The organism is Pseudolactococcus reticulitermitis (genome assembly GCF_002260845.1).
GTDB classification, from domain to species: Bacteria; Bacillota; Bacilli; order Lactobacillales; family Streptococcaceae; genus Pseudolactococcus; species Pseudolactococcus reticulitermitis.
Genome location: NZ_BEDT01000006.1, coordinates 51,044 through 66,913, shown reverse-complemented (window position 1 = coordinate 66,913; position 15,870 = coordinate 51,044). Strand labels below are relative to the sequence as shown.

The 15,870-nt window shown below is 43.5% G+C and carries 20 protein-coding genes, 1 tRNA gene and 1 pseudogene; 19 read left to right on the top strand and 3 right to left on the bottom strand.

Going from position 1 to position 15,870, the window contains the following annotated elements:
* Positions 1–150: 150 nt before the first annotated feature.
* From RsY01_RS10120 to hisE, 15 genes are all read left to right on the top strand, one after another.
* Positions 151–224 (top strand) — tRNA-Asn (locus RsY01_RS10120).
* A gap of 59 nt (positions 225–283) precedes the next feature.
* Entirely contained in the window at positions 284–934 is a 651-nt protein-coding gene (locus RsY01_RS10115) for a phosphatase PAP2 family protein (RefSeq protein WP_157905823.1), read from the top strand.
* Positions 931–1,848 carry a tRNA modification radical SAM protein MnmL/YtqA gene (gene mnmL / locus RsY01_RS10110; protein ID WP_094785413.1) on the top strand — a complete coding sequence of 306 codons (918 nt, stop codon included), beginning with the start codon at positions 931–933 and terminating at the stop codon, positions 1,846–1,848. The genes RsY01_RS10115 and mnmL overlap by 4 nt, the downstream gene beginning before the upstream one ends.
* Positions 1,842–2,384 carry a tRNA 5-(aminomethyl)-2-thiouridylate-methyltransferase MnmM gene (gene mnmM, locus RsY01_RS10105; RefSeq protein WP_094785412.1) on the top strand — a complete coding sequence of 181 codons (543 nt, stop codon included), beginning with the start codon at positions 1,842–1,844 and terminating at the stop codon, positions 2,382–2,384. Before mnmL ends, mnmM begins: the two co-directional genes overlap by 7 nt.
* A gap of 487 nt (positions 2,385–2,871) precedes the next feature.
* Complete coding sequence (hisC, locus tag RsY01_RS10100) at positions 2,872–3,927, top strand: histidinol-phosphate transaminase (RefSeq protein ID WP_174655200.1); 1,056 nt, start codon at positions 2,872–2,874, stop codon at positions 3,925–3,927.
* A complete protein-coding gene (locus RsY01_RS10095) occupies positions 3,924–4,883 on the top strand; it encodes an ATP phosphoribosyltransferase regulatory subunit (protein WP_094785410.1) in 960 nt (319 codons plus the stop codon). Before hisC ends, RsY01_RS10095 begins: the two co-directional genes overlap by 4 nt.
* Positions 4,880–5,521, top strand: a complete 642-nt coding sequence (gene hisG / locus RsY01_RS10090) for an ATP phosphoribosyltransferase (RefSeq protein ID WP_094785409.1) — start codon at positions 4,880–4,882, stop codon at positions 5,519–5,521. Before RsY01_RS10095 ends, hisG begins: the two co-directional genes overlap by 4 nt.
* A gap of 1 nt (position 5,522) precedes the next feature.
* On the top strand, positions 5,523–6,809 hold the full coding sequence (gene hisD / locus RsY01_RS10085; RefSeq protein ID WP_094785419.1) for a histidinol dehydrogenase: 1,287 nt from the start codon (positions 5,523–5,525) through the stop codon (positions 6,807–6,809).
* A complete protein-coding gene (gene serB / locus RsY01_RS10080; RefSeq protein ID WP_094785418.1) occupies positions 6,809–7,462 on the top strand; it encodes a phosphoserine phosphatase SerB in 654 nt (217 codons plus the stop codon). Before hisD ends, serB begins: the two co-directional genes overlap by 1 nt.
* Positions 7,459–8,043, top strand: coding sequence for an imidazoleglycerol-phosphate dehydratase HisB (gene hisB, locus RsY01_RS10075; protein WP_094785408.1), 585 nt, complete (start codon positions 7,459–7,461; stop codon positions 8,041–8,043). Before serB ends, hisB begins: the two co-directional genes overlap by 4 nt.
* A gap of 1 nt (position 8,044) precedes the next feature.
* Positions 8,045–8,671, top strand: coding sequence for an imidazole glycerol phosphate synthase subunit HisH (hisH, locus tag RsY01_RS10070; protein ID WP_094785407.1), 627 nt, complete (start codon positions 8,045–8,047; stop codon positions 8,669–8,671).
* Positions 8,649–9,362 carry a 1-(5-phosphoribosyl)-5-[(5-phosphoribosylamino)methylideneamino]imidazole-4-carboxamide isomerase gene (gene hisA, locus RsY01_RS10065; RefSeq protein ID WP_094785406.1) on the top strand — a complete coding sequence of 238 codons (714 nt, stop codon included), beginning with the start codon at positions 8,649–8,651 and terminating at the stop codon, positions 9,360–9,362. The genes hisH and hisA overlap by 23 nt, the downstream gene beginning before the upstream one ends.
* 1 nt (position 9,363) lies before the next feature.
* Positions 9,364–10,122, top strand: a complete 759-nt coding sequence (gene hisF, locus RsY01_RS10060) for an imidazole glycerol phosphate synthase subunit HisF (RefSeq protein WP_094785405.1) — start codon at positions 9,364–9,366, stop codon at positions 10,120–10,122.
* Between the two features lies 1 nt (position 10,123).
* Positions 10,124–10,489 (top strand): phosphoribosyl-AMP cyclohydrolase, encoded by a 366-nt coding sequence (gene hisI, locus RsY01_RS10055; RefSeq protein ID WP_094785404.1) that lies wholly within the window; start codon positions 10,124–10,126, stop codon positions 10,487–10,489.
* Positions 10,486–10,800 (top strand): phosphoribosyl-ATP diphosphatase, encoded by a 315-nt coding sequence (hisE, locus tag RsY01_RS10050; protein WP_003137394.1) that lies wholly within the window; start codon positions 10,486–10,488, stop codon positions 10,798–10,800. Before hisI ends, hisE begins: the two co-directional genes overlap by 4 nt.
* Positions 10,801–10,851: 51 nt before the next feature.
* Here the strand turns inward: hisE and lepB (RsY01_RS10045) are convergent.
* The 3 genes and pseudogenes from lepB (RsY01_RS10045) to rnhC form a co-directional block, all read right to left on the bottom strand.
* Positions 10,852–11,462: pseudogene (gene lepB, locus RsY01_RS10045) on the bottom strand (signal peptidase I).
* 10 nt (positions 11,463–11,472) lie between these two features.
* On the bottom strand, positions 11,473–12,069 hold the full coding sequence (lepB, locus tag RsY01_RS10040; protein ID WP_094785403.1) for a signal peptidase I: 597 nt from the start codon (positions 12,067–12,069) through the stop codon (positions 11,473–11,475).
* A complete protein-coding gene (rnhC, locus tag RsY01_RS10035; protein WP_094785402.1) occupies positions 12,066–12,944 on the bottom strand; it encodes a ribonuclease HIII in 879 nt (292 codons plus the stop codon). Before rnhC ends, lepB (RsY01_RS10040) begins: the two co-directional genes overlap by 4 nt.
* A gap of 169 nt (positions 12,945–13,113) precedes the next feature.
* Here rnhC and rplM point away from each other — a divergent pair, with 169 nt between their 5' ends.
* The 4 genes from rplM (at position 13,114) to RsY01_RS10015 (ending at position 15,742) form a co-directional block, all read left to right on the top strand.
* Positions 13,114–13,560: a 50S ribosomal protein L13 gene (rplM, locus tag RsY01_RS10030; RefSeq protein WP_061775242.1), complete on the top strand. Its 447-nt coding sequence runs from the start codon at positions 13,114–13,116 to the stop codon at positions 13,558–13,560.
* Between the two features lie 13 nt (positions 13,561–13,573).
* A complete protein-coding gene (gene rpsI, locus RsY01_RS10025) occupies positions 13,574–13,966 on the top strand; it encodes a 30S ribosomal protein S9 (protein ID WP_003137384.1) in 393 nt (130 codons plus the stop codon).
* A gap of 185 nt (positions 13,967–14,151) precedes the next feature.
* A complete protein-coding gene (locus tag RsY01_RS10020; protein WP_094785401.1) occupies positions 14,152–14,655 on the top strand; it encodes an RNA polymerase sigma factor in 504 nt (167 codons plus the stop codon).
* Complete coding sequence (locus tag RsY01_RS10015; protein WP_094785400.1) at positions 14,642–15,742, top strand: anti sigma factor C-terminal domain-containing protein; 1,101 nt, start codon at positions 14,642–14,644, stop codon at positions 15,740–15,742. Before RsY01_RS10020 ends, RsY01_RS10015 begins: the two co-directional genes overlap by 14 nt.
* The last annotated feature ends 128 nt before the right edge of the window (positions 15,743–15,870 follow it).

Genomic DNA, 15,870 nt, shown 5'->3' with positions numbered 1-15,870 from the left:
TCTCATTACGCCGGAAGTAGTTGGGGGTTGCCCCCTGTGAGATATGGTCGGTGCCAAGCATATTCGCTTTGCTCAGTTGGCTTGAAGCACTGCTTCAAGGTTGCGGATAGGGAAAACGAAGTTTTCTGCTACTCTACCAGCTGAGATTATTCCGCTTTAGCTCAGTTGGTAGTAGCGCATGACTGTTAATCATGATGTCGCAAGTTCGAGTCTTGCAAGCGGAGTCAGATATCGTAAGTCCATCTATGTTTCAATAGATGGACTTTTTTGTTATAATGGAATAATGAAACTCAAAAAAACGTATCAATTATATGCGAGCTTTGGTTTGGTTTTATTCGTCATGTTAGGCTATCTGGTCAAGTTTTTTCCGGCTAGTTTAAAGGGAGTTGACCAACAAGTTCAGTCAATGGTTCGGCATGATATGTCAGATGGTCTGACTTCTTTTTATAAATTTATCACTAATTTTGGTGGAACGGTTTATGTTCCTATTCTCTTAGGTGCTTTACTTATTTTTTTAGTGCTGAAAAAATGGTATGCTGAGGCGATTTTTATGGCTGCTAATGTGGCACTCGTACCTGTTTTAGTCTCTATTTTGAAGCATGTCTATGGTCGGACGCGTCCGGCTTTACCACATCTTGTGGTAGAGAGTGGGTTGAGTTTTCCGTCGGGGCATGCCAGCACGAGTTTGATGTTTTATGCCTGTCTAGCGGTGCTGATTTGTCAAAGACTGCACTCTCGTCAAATAAAATGGTTGGTTCGTGTGTTAGCAACCATGTTCATCGTGTTGATCGGGATGTCTCGGATTTATCTGGGGGTGCATTATCCGACGGATATTTTGGGCGGTTGGCTGATGAGTGCTAGTATTTTGTTGCTGACGTACCCGATTTATGATGAGGTGCGCTTTAAGTGGCGGTTTAAGGGAGTTCAAAAGTGAATAAGCGATATACGACGTGGAATGATTATCTGCGTGATAATTTTGGTGAGAAGGTCTTTAAAGTGCCGATTGATGCTGGGTTTGACTGTCCAAATCGGGATGGCACGGTGGCGCATGGTGGCTGTACATTTTGTTCGGTGTCTGGTTCAGGTGATATGATTGTGGCGCCTGAGGAGTCGATTCCGGTTCAGGTGGAGAAAGAGATTGAATTTTTGCACCAGAAGTGGCCAGGTGTGAAGAAGTATATTGCTTATTTCCAAAATTTTACCAATACGCATGGTCCTGTGGCAGTTTTGCGTGAGCGTTTTGAGCAAGCAGTGGATCGACCTGATATTGTTGGGATTAATATCGGGACACGTCCCGATTGTTTGCCTGATGATGTTTTGGATTACTTGTCTGAGCTAAATGAGCGAATGACAGTTTGGGTTGAGCTTGGTCTGCAGACGACCTACCAAGAAACGAGTGATTTGATTAATCGGGCGCATGATTATCAGACTTACTTGGATGCGGTTGAAAAATTGCGGGCTCGTGGTATTTTAGTTTGTGTGCATTTGATTAATGGCTTGCCGGGTGAAACGCATGAGATGATGGTGGAAAACGTCCGTCGTGTGGTTGAGGATTCAGATATTCAGGGGATTAAGCTTCATTTGTTGCATTTGATGACAGGTACTCGGATGCAGCGTGATTTTCATCAGGGAGATTTGCAGTTGATGGCTTTTGATGATTATGTCAATGTGATTTGTGATCAGCTAGAAATTATTCCAAAAGAGATTTCGATTCATCGATTGACTGGTGATGCACCGCGTGAAATGTTGATTGGACCCATGTGGAGTTTGAAAAAATTGGAAGTTCTGAATGCGATTGATGCGGAGTTAGAACGCCGCAATGTTTTTCAGGGAGATAAAGTATGTTAGGCCCACTTGAGATGGCACATCACTTACTTGCAGAAGTTATTGTGCCGGGGGATCTTGTGGTTGATGCGACCATGGGGCAGGGTTATGATACTGTTTTTCTAGCGAGATTGAAAGCGGAGGTTATCGCTTTTGATGTGCAGAGGCTTGCGCTTGACATGACGGCGGATCGTTTGGAGCAGGCGCAGGTGTCTGCTCAGTTGATTCTTGATGGGCATGAAAATGTCGATCAGTACGTTAATCAGCCAATAAAAGCGGCGATTTTTAATCTGGGCTATTTGCCTAAATCTGATAAACAAGTGATTACGCAGGCCGAGACGACGCTTGATGCTTTGGCTAAGCTGCTAGAGTTATTGGTCAAGGGCGGTAGGATTGCTTTGATGATTTATTATGGGCATGCAGGTGGGCTTGAGGAGCGAGATGCTGTCTTGACTTTTGTTTCTGGGTTGCCACAAAGCGTGTTTCAGGTGATGCGTTATGGTGGGATTAATCAGGTTAATCAGCCACCGTTTTTGGTGATGATTGAGAAGCGTTTGTGAGTGATTAGTTTCATTTTGCATCGCTTTTTTATGTGTTTTGTTTTTAAAACTGTTACTGTGTTTATTTTTTGTAGAGAGTTTAGGCGTTTGTTTGATTTGTTGAAAAAACCTTGCGACTGCGATTACTCGTCGCAGAGCAATTTTTGCTCAAGCGCAAAAATTGCTTGCTATTTTCTGAATTTTCTTGTAAAATGTAGTAAATAGAAAAATCTGTGAGAGAAAGATACTTCTGTCAATTCTAAAGAGAGCGCTTGGTGCTGGGAAAGCGTGTAAAATCAGAGGTTACACATTCTTGAGAGGACATATGAAATAGATACTCATTTAATTGAGTATAAGTAGTGTGTCACGTTTCCCGCGTTAAGGGTGCAAGTCTTGACTTGCTGAGTAGCAGATGGCGACATTTGTTGGAAAAAAGGTGGTACCACGTTAAAACGTCCTTGTGAAGTTATTTCACTCGGGCGTTTTTTGCTCAATTTGATAAGGAGATTTGACTATGAAAGGCTTACGACAAATAAAACCGTATGTGGCTGGGGCACAACCACAAGAAAAAAAGATGATTAAAATTAATACCAATGAAAATGCTTTTCCACCAAGTCCAGGTGTGTTACAGGCTTTGGCAGCATTTGATGGGCAGTCTTTACGGCAATATTCTTCACTAGAAAATAATATCTTACGTGACAAACTAGCGGAAAATTTGGGTGTTAAGCGAAATCAACTCATTGTCGGCAATGGGTCAGATGATATTTTAGCCTTAGCTTTTGTGAGTTTTTTTAATTCAGATGACGCGGTGCTTTTTCCTGACATCACTTATGGTTTCTACAAAGTTTGGGCGGATTTATTTCGAATTCCATTCGAGGAAGTGCCACTTTCAGATGAGTTTGAGATTGTGACGACTGACTATAAAAATCGAGTTAATGGTGGGATTGTGATTGCTAATCCGAATGCGCCAACGGGGATTTTTAAGGACTTGTCTGAGGTTGAAGCGATTGTTGCGGCAAATCAAGATGTGGTGGTCATCATTGATGAGGCCTATATCGCTTTTGGTGGTGAATCTGCCTTGCCTTTACTCGAACAATATGACAATGTTTTTATCACTCGGACTTTCTCTAAAGATGCAGCTTTGGCTGGGTTGCGGGTCGGTTATGGGATTGGGTCTCCGAAATTAATCTCAGTTATCAATGCGGTAAAAAATGCCTACAATCCGTATTCGGTTGATCTGATTGCGGAGGCTTTGGCGACTGCGGCGGTTGAAGATATTCACTATTATGAGCGGGTTAACGCTGAAATATCAGAGACGCGAGATTGGTTTTCAGCAGAGTTACGCGCGCTGGGCTTTGAAGTCCTTCCGTCGCTTACAAATTTCGTCTTAACGAAGCCTGCTGGCATTGCCGCAGAAAGTTTGTTTGAATTTCTGCAAAGTAAACAGATTTATGTGCGTTATTTTAGTGATAAGGGACGTTTGTCGAATTATTTAAGGATGTCAATCGGGACGCAGGCTGAGATGGCTAAGGTGATACAAGTGATAGGAGAATTGTTTGGATGAAAAATAAGCAATTAGCACCTGGTATGCATGACAAGCTGTTCAAGCGCGCGCAGAGTGTGTATCAGATTGAGATGAGGGTTTCAAATTTTCTGATGGCGAGTGGGTTTAATCGGATTGATACGCCGATGATTGAGTATGCAGGGGTTTTCGAGGATGAGTTAGATAATCATAATTATCATTTGTTTGACAAGCATGGTGATTTGCTTGTGGTGCGACCAGATGTGACGCAGTCGATTGCGCGTGTGGTGGCGACGACTAAGGTAAACTTGCCGACTAAATTTTCTTATAGTGGGAAGGTCTTTAGACATCATGATGAGCTGAAAGGTTTGCAGAATGAAAGAATGCAGGCTGGGATTGAAATTATTGGGTTTGATGCGGCGGTTGCAATTGCGGAAGCCTTGGATTTGGCCAAGTCAAGTTTGACATTGGCAGGGGTTAAGGCTTATCGGATTGAGCTGAGCCATGCGGGGATTTTACAGACGATTTTTGCTGGCTTTGATGTGGGACAGGTTGCGCTACTGGCAAATTTGATTAAGCATAAGTCAATCACTGGTTTGACGGAGTTTGTTAAGCAAAACCCGAGTGAGTTTGATGCGTTTTTAATTCATTTACCGCGTTTGTTTGGGGCAGCTGAAAACGTCTTGGCTGAGGCTGAAAAATTGGTGACCAATCCTGATATTTTAGCTGCTTTAGTAGAGATTGAAACTCTAAGTCGTGATTTGTCACATGCAACGGTTGACTTAGGAATGTTGGCAAAAAAAGATTACTATACTGGTGTGATGTTCCGTGTTTTTAGTGATAAAGTGCCTTATGCTTTTCTCAGTGGCGGTCGCTATGATAAATTATTTGAGCGGTTTGATGCGGGGGCTGTCAGTGCGGTCGGTTGGGCGCTAGATGTTGATGCGGTTTATGAAGAAATACGTCAGGATATTGTCTTTGACGGAGGTGACACATGATTACGATAGCTTTGACCAAGGGGCGAATTGAAAAAGATACGGTTAAAATTCTTGCTAAAGCTGGTTTTGATATGAGTTTCATGGCTGACAAGGGTCGCAATCTGATTTTTGTCGATGACAAACAAGATTTACGCTTTTTATTAGTGAAAGCACCTGATGTGGCGACTTATGTCGAGCATGGCATTGCTGATTTGGGGGTTGTGGGCTCTGATGTGCTCTACGAACATCCGGGGTCTTATCTGGAAATGTTGGATTTGAATATCGGTCTGTGTAAGTTTTCGGTGGCGAGTATTCCGTCTTATAATCCTTACGACCATAAGCGCAAGAAGATTGCGACCAAGTATCCCAAGATTGCCACTGATTTCTTCAATAGCAAGGATGAGGATGTCGAGATTGTAGCCATTCAAGGCTCTGTGGAAATCGCACCGGTTATCGGCTTGACGGATGCCATTGTCGACATTGTCGAAACGGGAAATACGCTGGTGGCGAACGGTTTGGTTGTGTTTGAGGATATTGTTCGGGTGTCGTCGCGCTTGATTGCCAATAGCGCGAGTATTAAGCAGAATCCAGAAATTATGACGCTTATCGACCGATTACAAGCGGTTGTGGGAAATGAAGAGGTGGCTTTTAATGGTTAAAATGAAACGATTGACGGGTTCGGCTAAGGAAATCTCAGCGATTTTAGACGCAGAATATGCAGCCTATGCCAAATCTCAAGATAATTTTGATGGTATTGTTGCAGAAATTATTGCGAATGTCCGTGCCAATGGGGATGCGGCTTTACGGGCATATTCGGAAAAATTTGATGGGGTGGTGATTTCAGATTTTGAAGTTTCACGTGAAACCATCAAGCAAGCTTTTGATGCCATTGACCCTGATGTTTTATTGGCCTTACAAAATGCTAAGGCAAATATCGAGTCTTATCACAAACATCAAATTGAGCCAGACTTTGTTGACGCAAAAACTGAGGGTGTCATTCGCGGGCAGCTTGTGCTACCGATTGAGAAAGTCGGTGTTTATGTACCGGGTGGGACGGCAGCCTATCCGTCTAGTGTGTTGATGAATGTCTTACCTGCGAAAATCGCGGGTGTGCCTGAGATTTATATGGTCACACCACCGCAAACCCAGTTCAATCCTGCAATTTTGGTCGCAGCGGAATTGGCTGGTGTGACGCAGATTTTCCAAGTCGGTGGCGCGCAAGCGATTGCAGCTTTGGCCTATGGCACGGAGACAATTTCAAAAGTGGATAAGATTACGGGTCCAGGTAATGTCTTTGTGGCGACCGCTAAAAAACAGGTCTTTGGTCAAGTTGGGATTGATATGATTGCAGGGCCGTCTGAAATCGGTGTGATTGCGGACAGCTCAGCCAATCCAGCCTATGTGGCGGCTGATTTATTGTCACAAGCTGAACATGATAAATTAGCGCGGGCGGTGCTGGTGACTGATTCGGTCAAGTTAGCTGATGCGGTTGACCTTGAATTGGAAAAACAACTGCAAACCTTACCACGTGAGGAAATTGCGCGGGCATCAATCACAGACAATGGTCGGACGATTATTGCCAATTCGGTTGATGAGATGTTTGACTTGATGAATGAGGTGGCGCCGGAACATTTGGAAATTGCCTTGGATGATGCCATGAGCTATTTGCCTAAGATTAAGCATGCGGGGAGTATTTTCTTAGGACATTTTACGTCTGAGCCGATTGGCGACTACTATGCGGGAACGAATCACGTACTGCCAACGTCTGGCACAGCTCGATTTTACAGTGCCTTGGGTGTTTACGACTTTGTTAAGAGAAGTCAGTTTACCTATTACAGCCAAGATGCTGTTGCGGCAGCAACAAAAGATATTACGACTTTGGCTTATTCGGAGGGCTTACAGGGGCATGCACGGGCGATTGAGATTCGTGGGGAAGTTGACAAATGATGACAAAAACAAAAGGTCTTCTGGTCATGGATGTGGACAGTACCTTGATTCAGGAGGAAGGCATCGATTTACTGGGAGAAATCGCGGGAAGTGGTGCTGAGATTGCGGCCATTACCAGTCGCGCCATGAATGGCGAGCTAGATTTTTCAGAGGCGCTAGAGGCACGTGTCGCATTGCTCAAGGACTTGCCTGAGACAGTTTTCGCAGAGGTGCGCAAGCAAATTCATTTTACTGAAGGGGCGCGTGACTTGGTCGAAACCTTGCAGGCCAATGGTTGGAAAGTTGGCGTGGTATCGGGTGGTTTTCACGAAACTGTTGATGACCTAGCCCATGAACTCGGGCTTGATTATGTTCGTGCGAATCACCTAGAAATTGTAGACGGTCAGCTCACCGGCAAGACAAGAGGAGACATTGTCACAAAAGAAGTGAAGTTAGCCAGCCTAAAAAAATGGGCAGCTGAACTAGGTCTTGACCTATCTCAAACAGTCGCTATGGGCGACGGTGCCAACGATTTACCCATGATTTTGGCAAGTGGCATTGGGATTGCTTTCCATGCCAAGCCAGTCGTGCGCGAACAAGCACCTTACCAAATCAACACACCCAATTTAGCATTAGCTCTTGATATCATCAAAGAAGTGAAAGGTAACTTATGAGACAAGCAGAAATCACACGCAATACAGCAGAAACGCAAATCACACTAGCGGTCAACTTAGATGCCCAAGCGCCTGTGGATATTCAAACCGGTGTTGGCTTTTTCGACCACATGCTGACGCTTTTCGCCAGTCACGGTCGCATGAGCCTAGTCGTTAAGGCCAATGGCGATCTGCACGTGGATAGCCACCACACAGTCGAAGATGTCGGCATTGCTCTTGGCACAGCGCTCCGTGAGGCACTAGGTGATAAGGCGGGGATTAATCGTTACGGCACGTCTTTTGTGCCAATGGATGAGACTTTAGGCATGGCGAGCCTTGATTTATCAGGTCGGTCCTACCTCGTTTTCGATGCTGAGTTTACCAATCCAGCCTTGGGTAATTTCGATACTGAATTAGTCGAAGAATTTTTCCAAGCCTTGGCTTTCAATGTGCAAATGAATCTGCACCTGAAAATTTTACATGGTAAAAATAATCACCATAAATCAGAATCCCTTTTCAAGGCAACCGGCCGTGCCTTACGTGAAGCAGTGACTTTGAATCCAGAGATTCATGGGGTGAATTCGACTAAAGGAGTACTGTAAGATGACCATTGCAGTGATTGATTACGATGCAGGCAACACAGCCAATGTCTTGCGTGCCTTAAATAAAATCGGTGTCGACGCTGTCTTGACAGCAGACCAAGCTGTCATCCAATCAGCGGACGGATTGATTCTCCCTGGTGTCGGTGCCTTTCCAACGGCTATGGCCGAGCTTGAAGAGCGTGATTTGGTTGCGACAATCAAATCAGCAGTTGCGACTGGTACACCGCTCTTGGGCATTTGTCTGGGGATGCAGTTGCTACTGGATGCATCAGAAGAACACGTCTTAACAGATGGTCTGGGCTTGATTCCGGGCATCTGTCGTGCCATTCCAGCAGGTGACAATCTGAAAGTCCCACATATGGGCTGGAATCGCTTGGATGTGGTCAAGTCGACAGCGCTAACCGCGAACTTACAAGATAGCGCCGTTTACTTTGTTCATTCCTATTTCACAGATGTTGCCCCTGATTACTTAGATGTCACTGCAGATTACGGGATCAAAGTGCCAGCCATGATTTCTCATGGCCACGTCTATGGGGCGCAATTTCATCCTGAAAAATCAGGAGACGTTGGACTTGGTATCTTAGCAAAATTTAAGGAGGTTGTCTATGCAGATTCTACCAGCAATTGATATTAAGAATGGTCGTGCCGTTCGGTTGTTTAAAGGAGATTTTGCCCAGGAAACAGTCGTCAATGCCAGTCCATTGGCACAGGCTGAAATTTTTGCGGCAGCAGGCATCAGGTATCTGCACGTTGTCGATTTAGATGGCGCGCTAGATGGTCGAGCAACTAGCGCACCGATTATCGAAGAAATTGTCTCTAAAACAGGGTTGAAAATTGAAGTCGGTGGCGGCATTCGGACCTTAGAGCAGATTTCTGACTATCTGGCTAAAGGTGTTGACCGTGTAATTATTGGGTCGATGGCGGTTAAAAATCCTGACTTCGTGAAAGCTGCGCTTGCCCAATTCGGGGCAGATAAGATTGTCGTTGGGATTGATGCCAAAAAAGGCTTGGTCGCAACAGAAGGCTGGCTAGAAACGTCTGACGTGGATTTTATTACCTTGGCACTTGAAATGGAAAAAATCGGTGTCCGCCTATTCGTTTATACAGATGTTGACCGCGATGGTACTTTAACTGGGCCGAACTTTGAACATTACGAAAAATTGCAGGCTACCTTAACGAGCGCTTCTGTTATCGCAAGTGGTGGGATTGCTCAGCTTTCCGACTTAACAAAATTAGCCGATATCGGTGTTGCTGGCACCATTGTCGGCAAGGCCTACTATAACGGTAATGTGAGTTTAGATGAACTGAAGGAGTTTTGAGATGTTAGCAAAACGGATTGTGCCGTGTTTGGATGTTAAGGATGGGCGCGTGGTTAAGGGCGTTAATTTCGTCAATCTGACGGATGTCGGCGACCCGGCTGAGACGGCGAAAATTTATTATGAGCAGGGCTGCGATGAGCTTGTTTTTCTGGATATTACGGCGACGCATGAGGCGCGTGATACCATGGTGGACGTCGTGCGGACGGTCGCGGATCAGGTTTTCATCCCCTTTACGGTCGGTGGTGGCATTCGCTCGGTCGAGGATATGCACAAGATGCTCAAAGCCGGCGCTGATAAGGTTGGCATCAACTCCAGCGCAGTCGCCAATCCCGATCTGATTCGGCAGGGTGCCGAGAAGTTTGGGAACCAATGTATCGTGGTCGCCATCGACGCTAAAAAACAAGACGATGGCAGTTTTCATGTCTATGTCAATGGTGGGCGTAAGGACACCGGACTGGATGCCATTGAATGGGCGAAAAAGGCCGTTTCTCTGGGTGCTGGCGAGATTCTTCTGACCAGTATGGATAAGGATGGTACCAAGTCTGGTTATGATTTAGAGTTGAATACAGCAATTGCTTCTGCAGTCAATGTGCCTGTGATTGCAAGTGGTGGTGCGGGGACGGCTGACGATATCGTCGAAGTCTTTGAGCAAACACCCGTCACAGCGGCTTTAGCTGCCAGTGTCTTCCATTATGGTGAAATTGATATTCATGATGTGAAAGTCAAAATGAAAGAAAATCAGATCGAGGTGCGTTTGTAAGATGAACAAAACGATTTTGAAAGATGCGTCGCTCAAGATTGACTTTGCCAAAAGTCCAGACGGTCTGGTGCCTGTCATCGTCACAGATGTGGCTGACGGTCAGGTCTTGATGTTGGCTTATATGAATGAAGAAAGTTATCAGCTGACCCTAGAAACGCAAGAAACCTGGTATTGGTCACGCTCACGTCAAGAACTGTGGCACAAGGGCGAGACATCTGGTCATTATCAACATGTCAAAAAAATCACAGCAGACTGTGATTTGGATACCTTGTTGATTGCAGTCGAACAGATTGGCCCAGCCTGCCATACAGGCGCTAGAAGCTGTTTCTTTAATGACGTTTTAGAGGTAGAAGGAGATGAAGCATGATTGATGAGTTATACACCCAAGCCGTGGCACGTCAAAAAGAGCCTAAAGCAGGTTCTTATACCAATTATCTTTTTGACAAAGGTTTGGATAAAATTCTTAAAAAAGTAGGCGAAGAAGCAACAGAAGTCGTGATTGCAGCGAAAAATGCGGACAAGGCAGAGATTGCCAATGAAACAGCAGATATTTTCTATCATATCGCAGTCATGTTAGCCGAAACTGGTGTGACACCTGCTGATGTTCAGGCAGTTTTAGACGAGCGCAATGGTAAGCAGTCCAATGTCCATGATCGGCCTGAGATTGAGGCATATTGATAGCAAAAAAACATCTGAACAATCAGTTCAATAACTGCGTTTAGATATTTTTTAATCAATACTTTTCCAAGGGCTAAAGTAGCTAGGGGCTCTAAATTTGACTTTACCGATTAATTCTTTTTGACTAAAGGTTCCGATTTGACGGGAATCTTGTGAGACTAGACGATTATCGCCAAGTAAAAAGTACTGTCCCTTAGGCACCTGAATGGTAAAGGTTGTCTCACCAGTTGCGGAAAGGGTAAAGGCTTGCGCATGCTCAGCTAGGCTTTGAAAAAGCCATTATAGTGGTAGGTGCTTTGAAGTTTATCCGTCGCAAATTTGTTTTGATAATTTTTGAGATAAGGTTCGGCTACGACTTGACCGTTGATAGTCAGTGCGTCCTTGTCATAGGAGATGGTATCACCAGGCAAGCCAATAACACGTTTCAAAATATGTTTAGTACCTTGTTCTTTAGCAACGACAATATCAAAACGCTCGATTTTTGATGTCTTAATGATAATCAAGCGTTGACCAGCAACAAAGTTTGGATCCATCGCATGTCCGTCAACAACAACAGATTGCCAGATGTAAGGTCGTGAAAGAAAGAGAGCGATAAAAATAATAATGATAGTTACAAGGCTAGACACGAAGAACATTTGCCAACGCGTTTTGAAAATTTTCATGTTAGCCTCTTTATTTCATAAAGCCAATCTTTTTCAACGGCCAGATACGCAGTTTCGCTTCACCAACGATATCTTTTTTAGGGAAAGTGCCGACTTGGCGGGAATCTTGTGAGACCAAACGGTTATCGCCCATGAGGAAGTATTGTCCTTCAGGGACTTTAACGGTGAAGTCTGTCTGACCTGTCGCTGAGATTGTAAAGGCCTTAGCGTTCTTGGCTAGGGTTTGGAAAAAGCTATTGTACTGGTAGGTTTGTTGGAGTTGGTTTATGCTGAGCTGTTTTCGATAGTTGGCCAGATAAGGTTCTTTCACCACTTTACCATTGACCGTCAGCACATCATTTTTAAAGGTAATGGTATCTCCGGGCATGCCAATCACACGTTTGACGATATTTTTAGTTGTTTGAGTTTCTTTGTTGTATTCCTTTGCGACGACAATATCCTGACGCTTGATAGATGCTGTTTTAATGATGATTAAGCGCTCCTTATCGGCTAGCGTCGGATCCATAGAATGCCCCTCGACAAGCACAGGACTCCACACATAGGCGCGTAAAAGGAGCATAGCGATGATTAGGAGGGCAAAAGGTCCCCATTCTTTTAATAGTTTCATTTGATTAATTTCCTTGCTTTTTCTGTATTGGCGAAGTGCAGTTTGGCGACTTGACTTAATGCCGTTTCACCGTACTTCTGGATGAGTTGTGCTGCGACCACGTCAGATTTGTGTCCCGCCCCGCTTGGGAGCGCGAGCTGAACATCTTGAGAGAGGTCTTCTAGATTGTTTAAGAACATTTGTCGTGCGATGACAGACGACACAGCGACTGCATAGAACTGACTTTCCGCCTTTTGGCGCAATGTAATCTGACCTTTGATTTGGTTCTTTTCTTTTTTAAGATACTTGGTATAATTTTTCTCAGTCGTGAAGGCATCGATGATGATATGATCAGGTGTAGTAGACAAAGCCTGCTCTAATAGGAAAATCGCTTGATTATGGAGGGCGACTTTGACAGAAACAGCATTGTAACCAGAGCTGATGACTTCATTATATTTTTTCGGAGAGAGCAACAATGCCTGATGTTGAATTTTTTCTTTCAGAATCGGTGCAATCTGGCGAATTTTGACATCGGTTAATTTTTTAGAATCATCAACACCTAATTTCTTGATGAGCGGTAAATCAGCTTCACTCAGATAAGTGGCGACGACGGCTAAGCCACCGAAATACGAGCCGTTGCCCACTTCATCAGTACCAATGATATTGGTTTGTTGGACAGGTGTGGCTGTCGTTGCTTGGTAGCCAAATTTTGCGGCGTAGGTCTCGGCTTGCTCACCTTGAAACATGACCTTGCCCGAGGTATAGACCGTCACCACACAGCCTGTCGGTTTCGCTAAAAACTGGATATATGGATTGGCTGAGGCTTGTGCCCACGGTTGAAAGGTGTCAACCAGGCGGGCAATGTCAGCTGCAGACATTTTCAAAACAATGTTCATAAGAACTATTATAGCAAAAAAACTTGACAAAACCTGTAAAAATGTGATATTATATTAAACGGTATTGTTTACCCCATTTTTAGGTCCCGGAAACTTGAAAATACCGTAGATGGATAAGGAACGATTCAGCTACACCTATGTAAACTACAGATAAAAAATTGGAGAAATCATGAACAAAACTACATATTTCGCTAAACCAGGCGAAGTTGAACGTAAATGGCACGTTGTTGATGCGACAGATATTCCTTTGGGACGTTTGTCAGCAGTTGTTGCAAGCATCCTTCGCGGTAAAAACAAACCACAATTCACACAACACACTGACACTGGCGATTTCGTGATTGTTGTCAACGCTGAAAAAGTGAAATTGACGGGTAAAAAAGCATCTGACAAGATTTACTACAAACACTCAATGTATCCAGGCGGATTGAAATCAATCACTGCTGGTGAATTGCGTGAGAAAAATGCAGTTCGTCTTATCGAAACTTCTGTAAAAGGGATGTTGCCACATAACACGCTTGGTCGTGCACAAGGCATGAAACTTAAAGTATTTGTTGGCGCTGAGCACACACATCAAGCTCAAAACCCAGAAGTGCTTGACATTACAGGATTAATCTAAGGAGGACTAGACATTGGCACAAGTACAATACCTCGGCACTGGACGCCGTAAAAATTCAGTAGCTCGTGTACGTTTGGTACCCGGCACTGGTAAAATCACAGTCAACAACAAAGATGTTGAAGAATACATCCCACACGCAGACTTGCGTTTGGTCATCAACCAACCATTTGGCGCAACTGAAACAGTTGGTGCTTACGACGTTCTTGTTAACGTTAATGGTGGGGGTTACGCTGGTCAAGCTGGCGCAATCCGTCACGGTATCTCACGTGCGCTTTTGAACGTTGATCCTGACTTCCGTGCGTCATTGAAACGCGCTGGCTTGTTGACACGTGATGCTCGTATGGTTGAACGTAAAAAAGCAGGTCTTAAAAAAGCCCGTAAAGCAAGTCAATTCTCTAAACGTTAATATCTATCGATATTTACAATTTGGACATCTCGCATTTTGCGAGATGTTTTTTTATTAAATTTCCGGAAAATTTTATTACCATAAAAGATAGGGTCAAAATATTTTTAAAAACACTGTATAGATTTGGTAATCCTATTCGTTATATTTATGAAGCCGATGAAAAACTGGTAAGGAGGTGGTAGCACTTGAAATTAGATGGATTTGAGCAGATGTTAGTAGAACTTGCGCGCGAAGTTTCCTACTATCTGCGCAAAAATGGCGCCAGTTATGAAGATGCGGAAGATATTGCGCAGGATGCTTTGGTTAAAATTTTTGAGACGAGTCATGTGTTGCCACCGGATACAATCAGGGCTTGGCTTTATAAGGTGGCGATTAATCAGTTTCGAGATTTATATCGGCGAAAACAACGCTATACTGAGATTCTAGAAGTACAGTTTGCGACCTTTGATGCACATGTGACAGCATTTGAGATGGAAAATCTGGAAGATGCTTACGTGAGTCGAGCCTTGCATTTACTCAAACCAAGCTATACGGAACTGTTACTTTTACGATATGATAAGACATTGAGTCATGAGGAGATTGGTTTCCTTTTGGAGATGAAATTAGACACGGTCAATACGACACTATACCGTGCCAGAAAAGCGTTTAAGAAAATCTATTTGGAGGTAAAAGAAAATGACGAAATTTGATGCGAATAAATTTGAAGAAGTGGTGAAAAAAAGTAAGCAGAAAAATCGGAAGAAAAGTATTTTGATGGTGGTGATTTCTGTTGTTTTATCAATTATCCTTGTTTTTGCGATATTACTCGGTATTTTCTCTATTAATGACCGACGTTTCTTTGAAAATGCGAAGTATCTTGAAGTTAGGACTCGGTTCATGACACCAAACGTGCAGACACGTCACTTACCTCAATCAGATATTGGATTATTTAACGGTAAAAATACAGTAGAAGTCCAAAAAGATGTCGATGGTTATCCACTAGAGTGGGGAAATATATCAGGGACTTTTAATATTTTCAGTAAGTTAGGAAAGGTAGACAGCTATAGTGTGGGTGGCAAATCCTATCCTGAAGGTCGCAGAATGAACTTTTTCAATCCGAATATCACTTACAAATTTATGACGGCTGATATCACAGAGAAAGCCAAAGAAGAAGGGAATTATATTAGAAAAACAGGAAAGAATGGTTCATCGTGGTTAGTATTTCCAGATGATCTGTATGAAGAAGTCAAATATCCAAATGATATCGCAAACATTGTTAAAACAGAAAATCGTGTGGTTGAAGTTGGGATTTCTTTTGACAAACCCTACACCTATGAAGAAGTCCAAAAGATGATGCCCGAAAATCTAGTACAAGCTTGGTATTGGGTGAGCGAAGGCGAGCAAGCGAGTAATAAGGCCCAAAAAAATATCTATGTGAATGAGACAGATGAGGATGTTTTTGCACGAACAGTGACCTTTGGTTATTCAGAAAATGGTGATATTAAATTTGGGGACCTACGTTTAGGTAACTATTGGGAAGGAGACAACGGTCTCAAGACTGCTTTTGAGATGCTGAAAACAGATTACTCAAGTGAAATGGACAAGGACGAACGAAAAATATTAGACGACATTTTGAAAAATAATCACTTGAAAAATAAAAAAGATATGTCGCTCAATGGCATTGTCTTGACTGGCAGAAGTGAAAACTTTAAACAGTTAGAAGGCAAATCTTGGATACGAGCTGCCTCAGCCGGTGCAAGTGCAGAGACTATCCCTTATATCAAGCCAACCAAATAATAGTAGCAGCATCTTTAATGGCTAGGAAATGTTCCACTTTAATAAATGAAACAGGAAAACTATTTTTGAAAAGCATGATTTTTCAAAAATAGTTTTTTTACCCCTTGACCCTAACGCAAGGTTAAGGT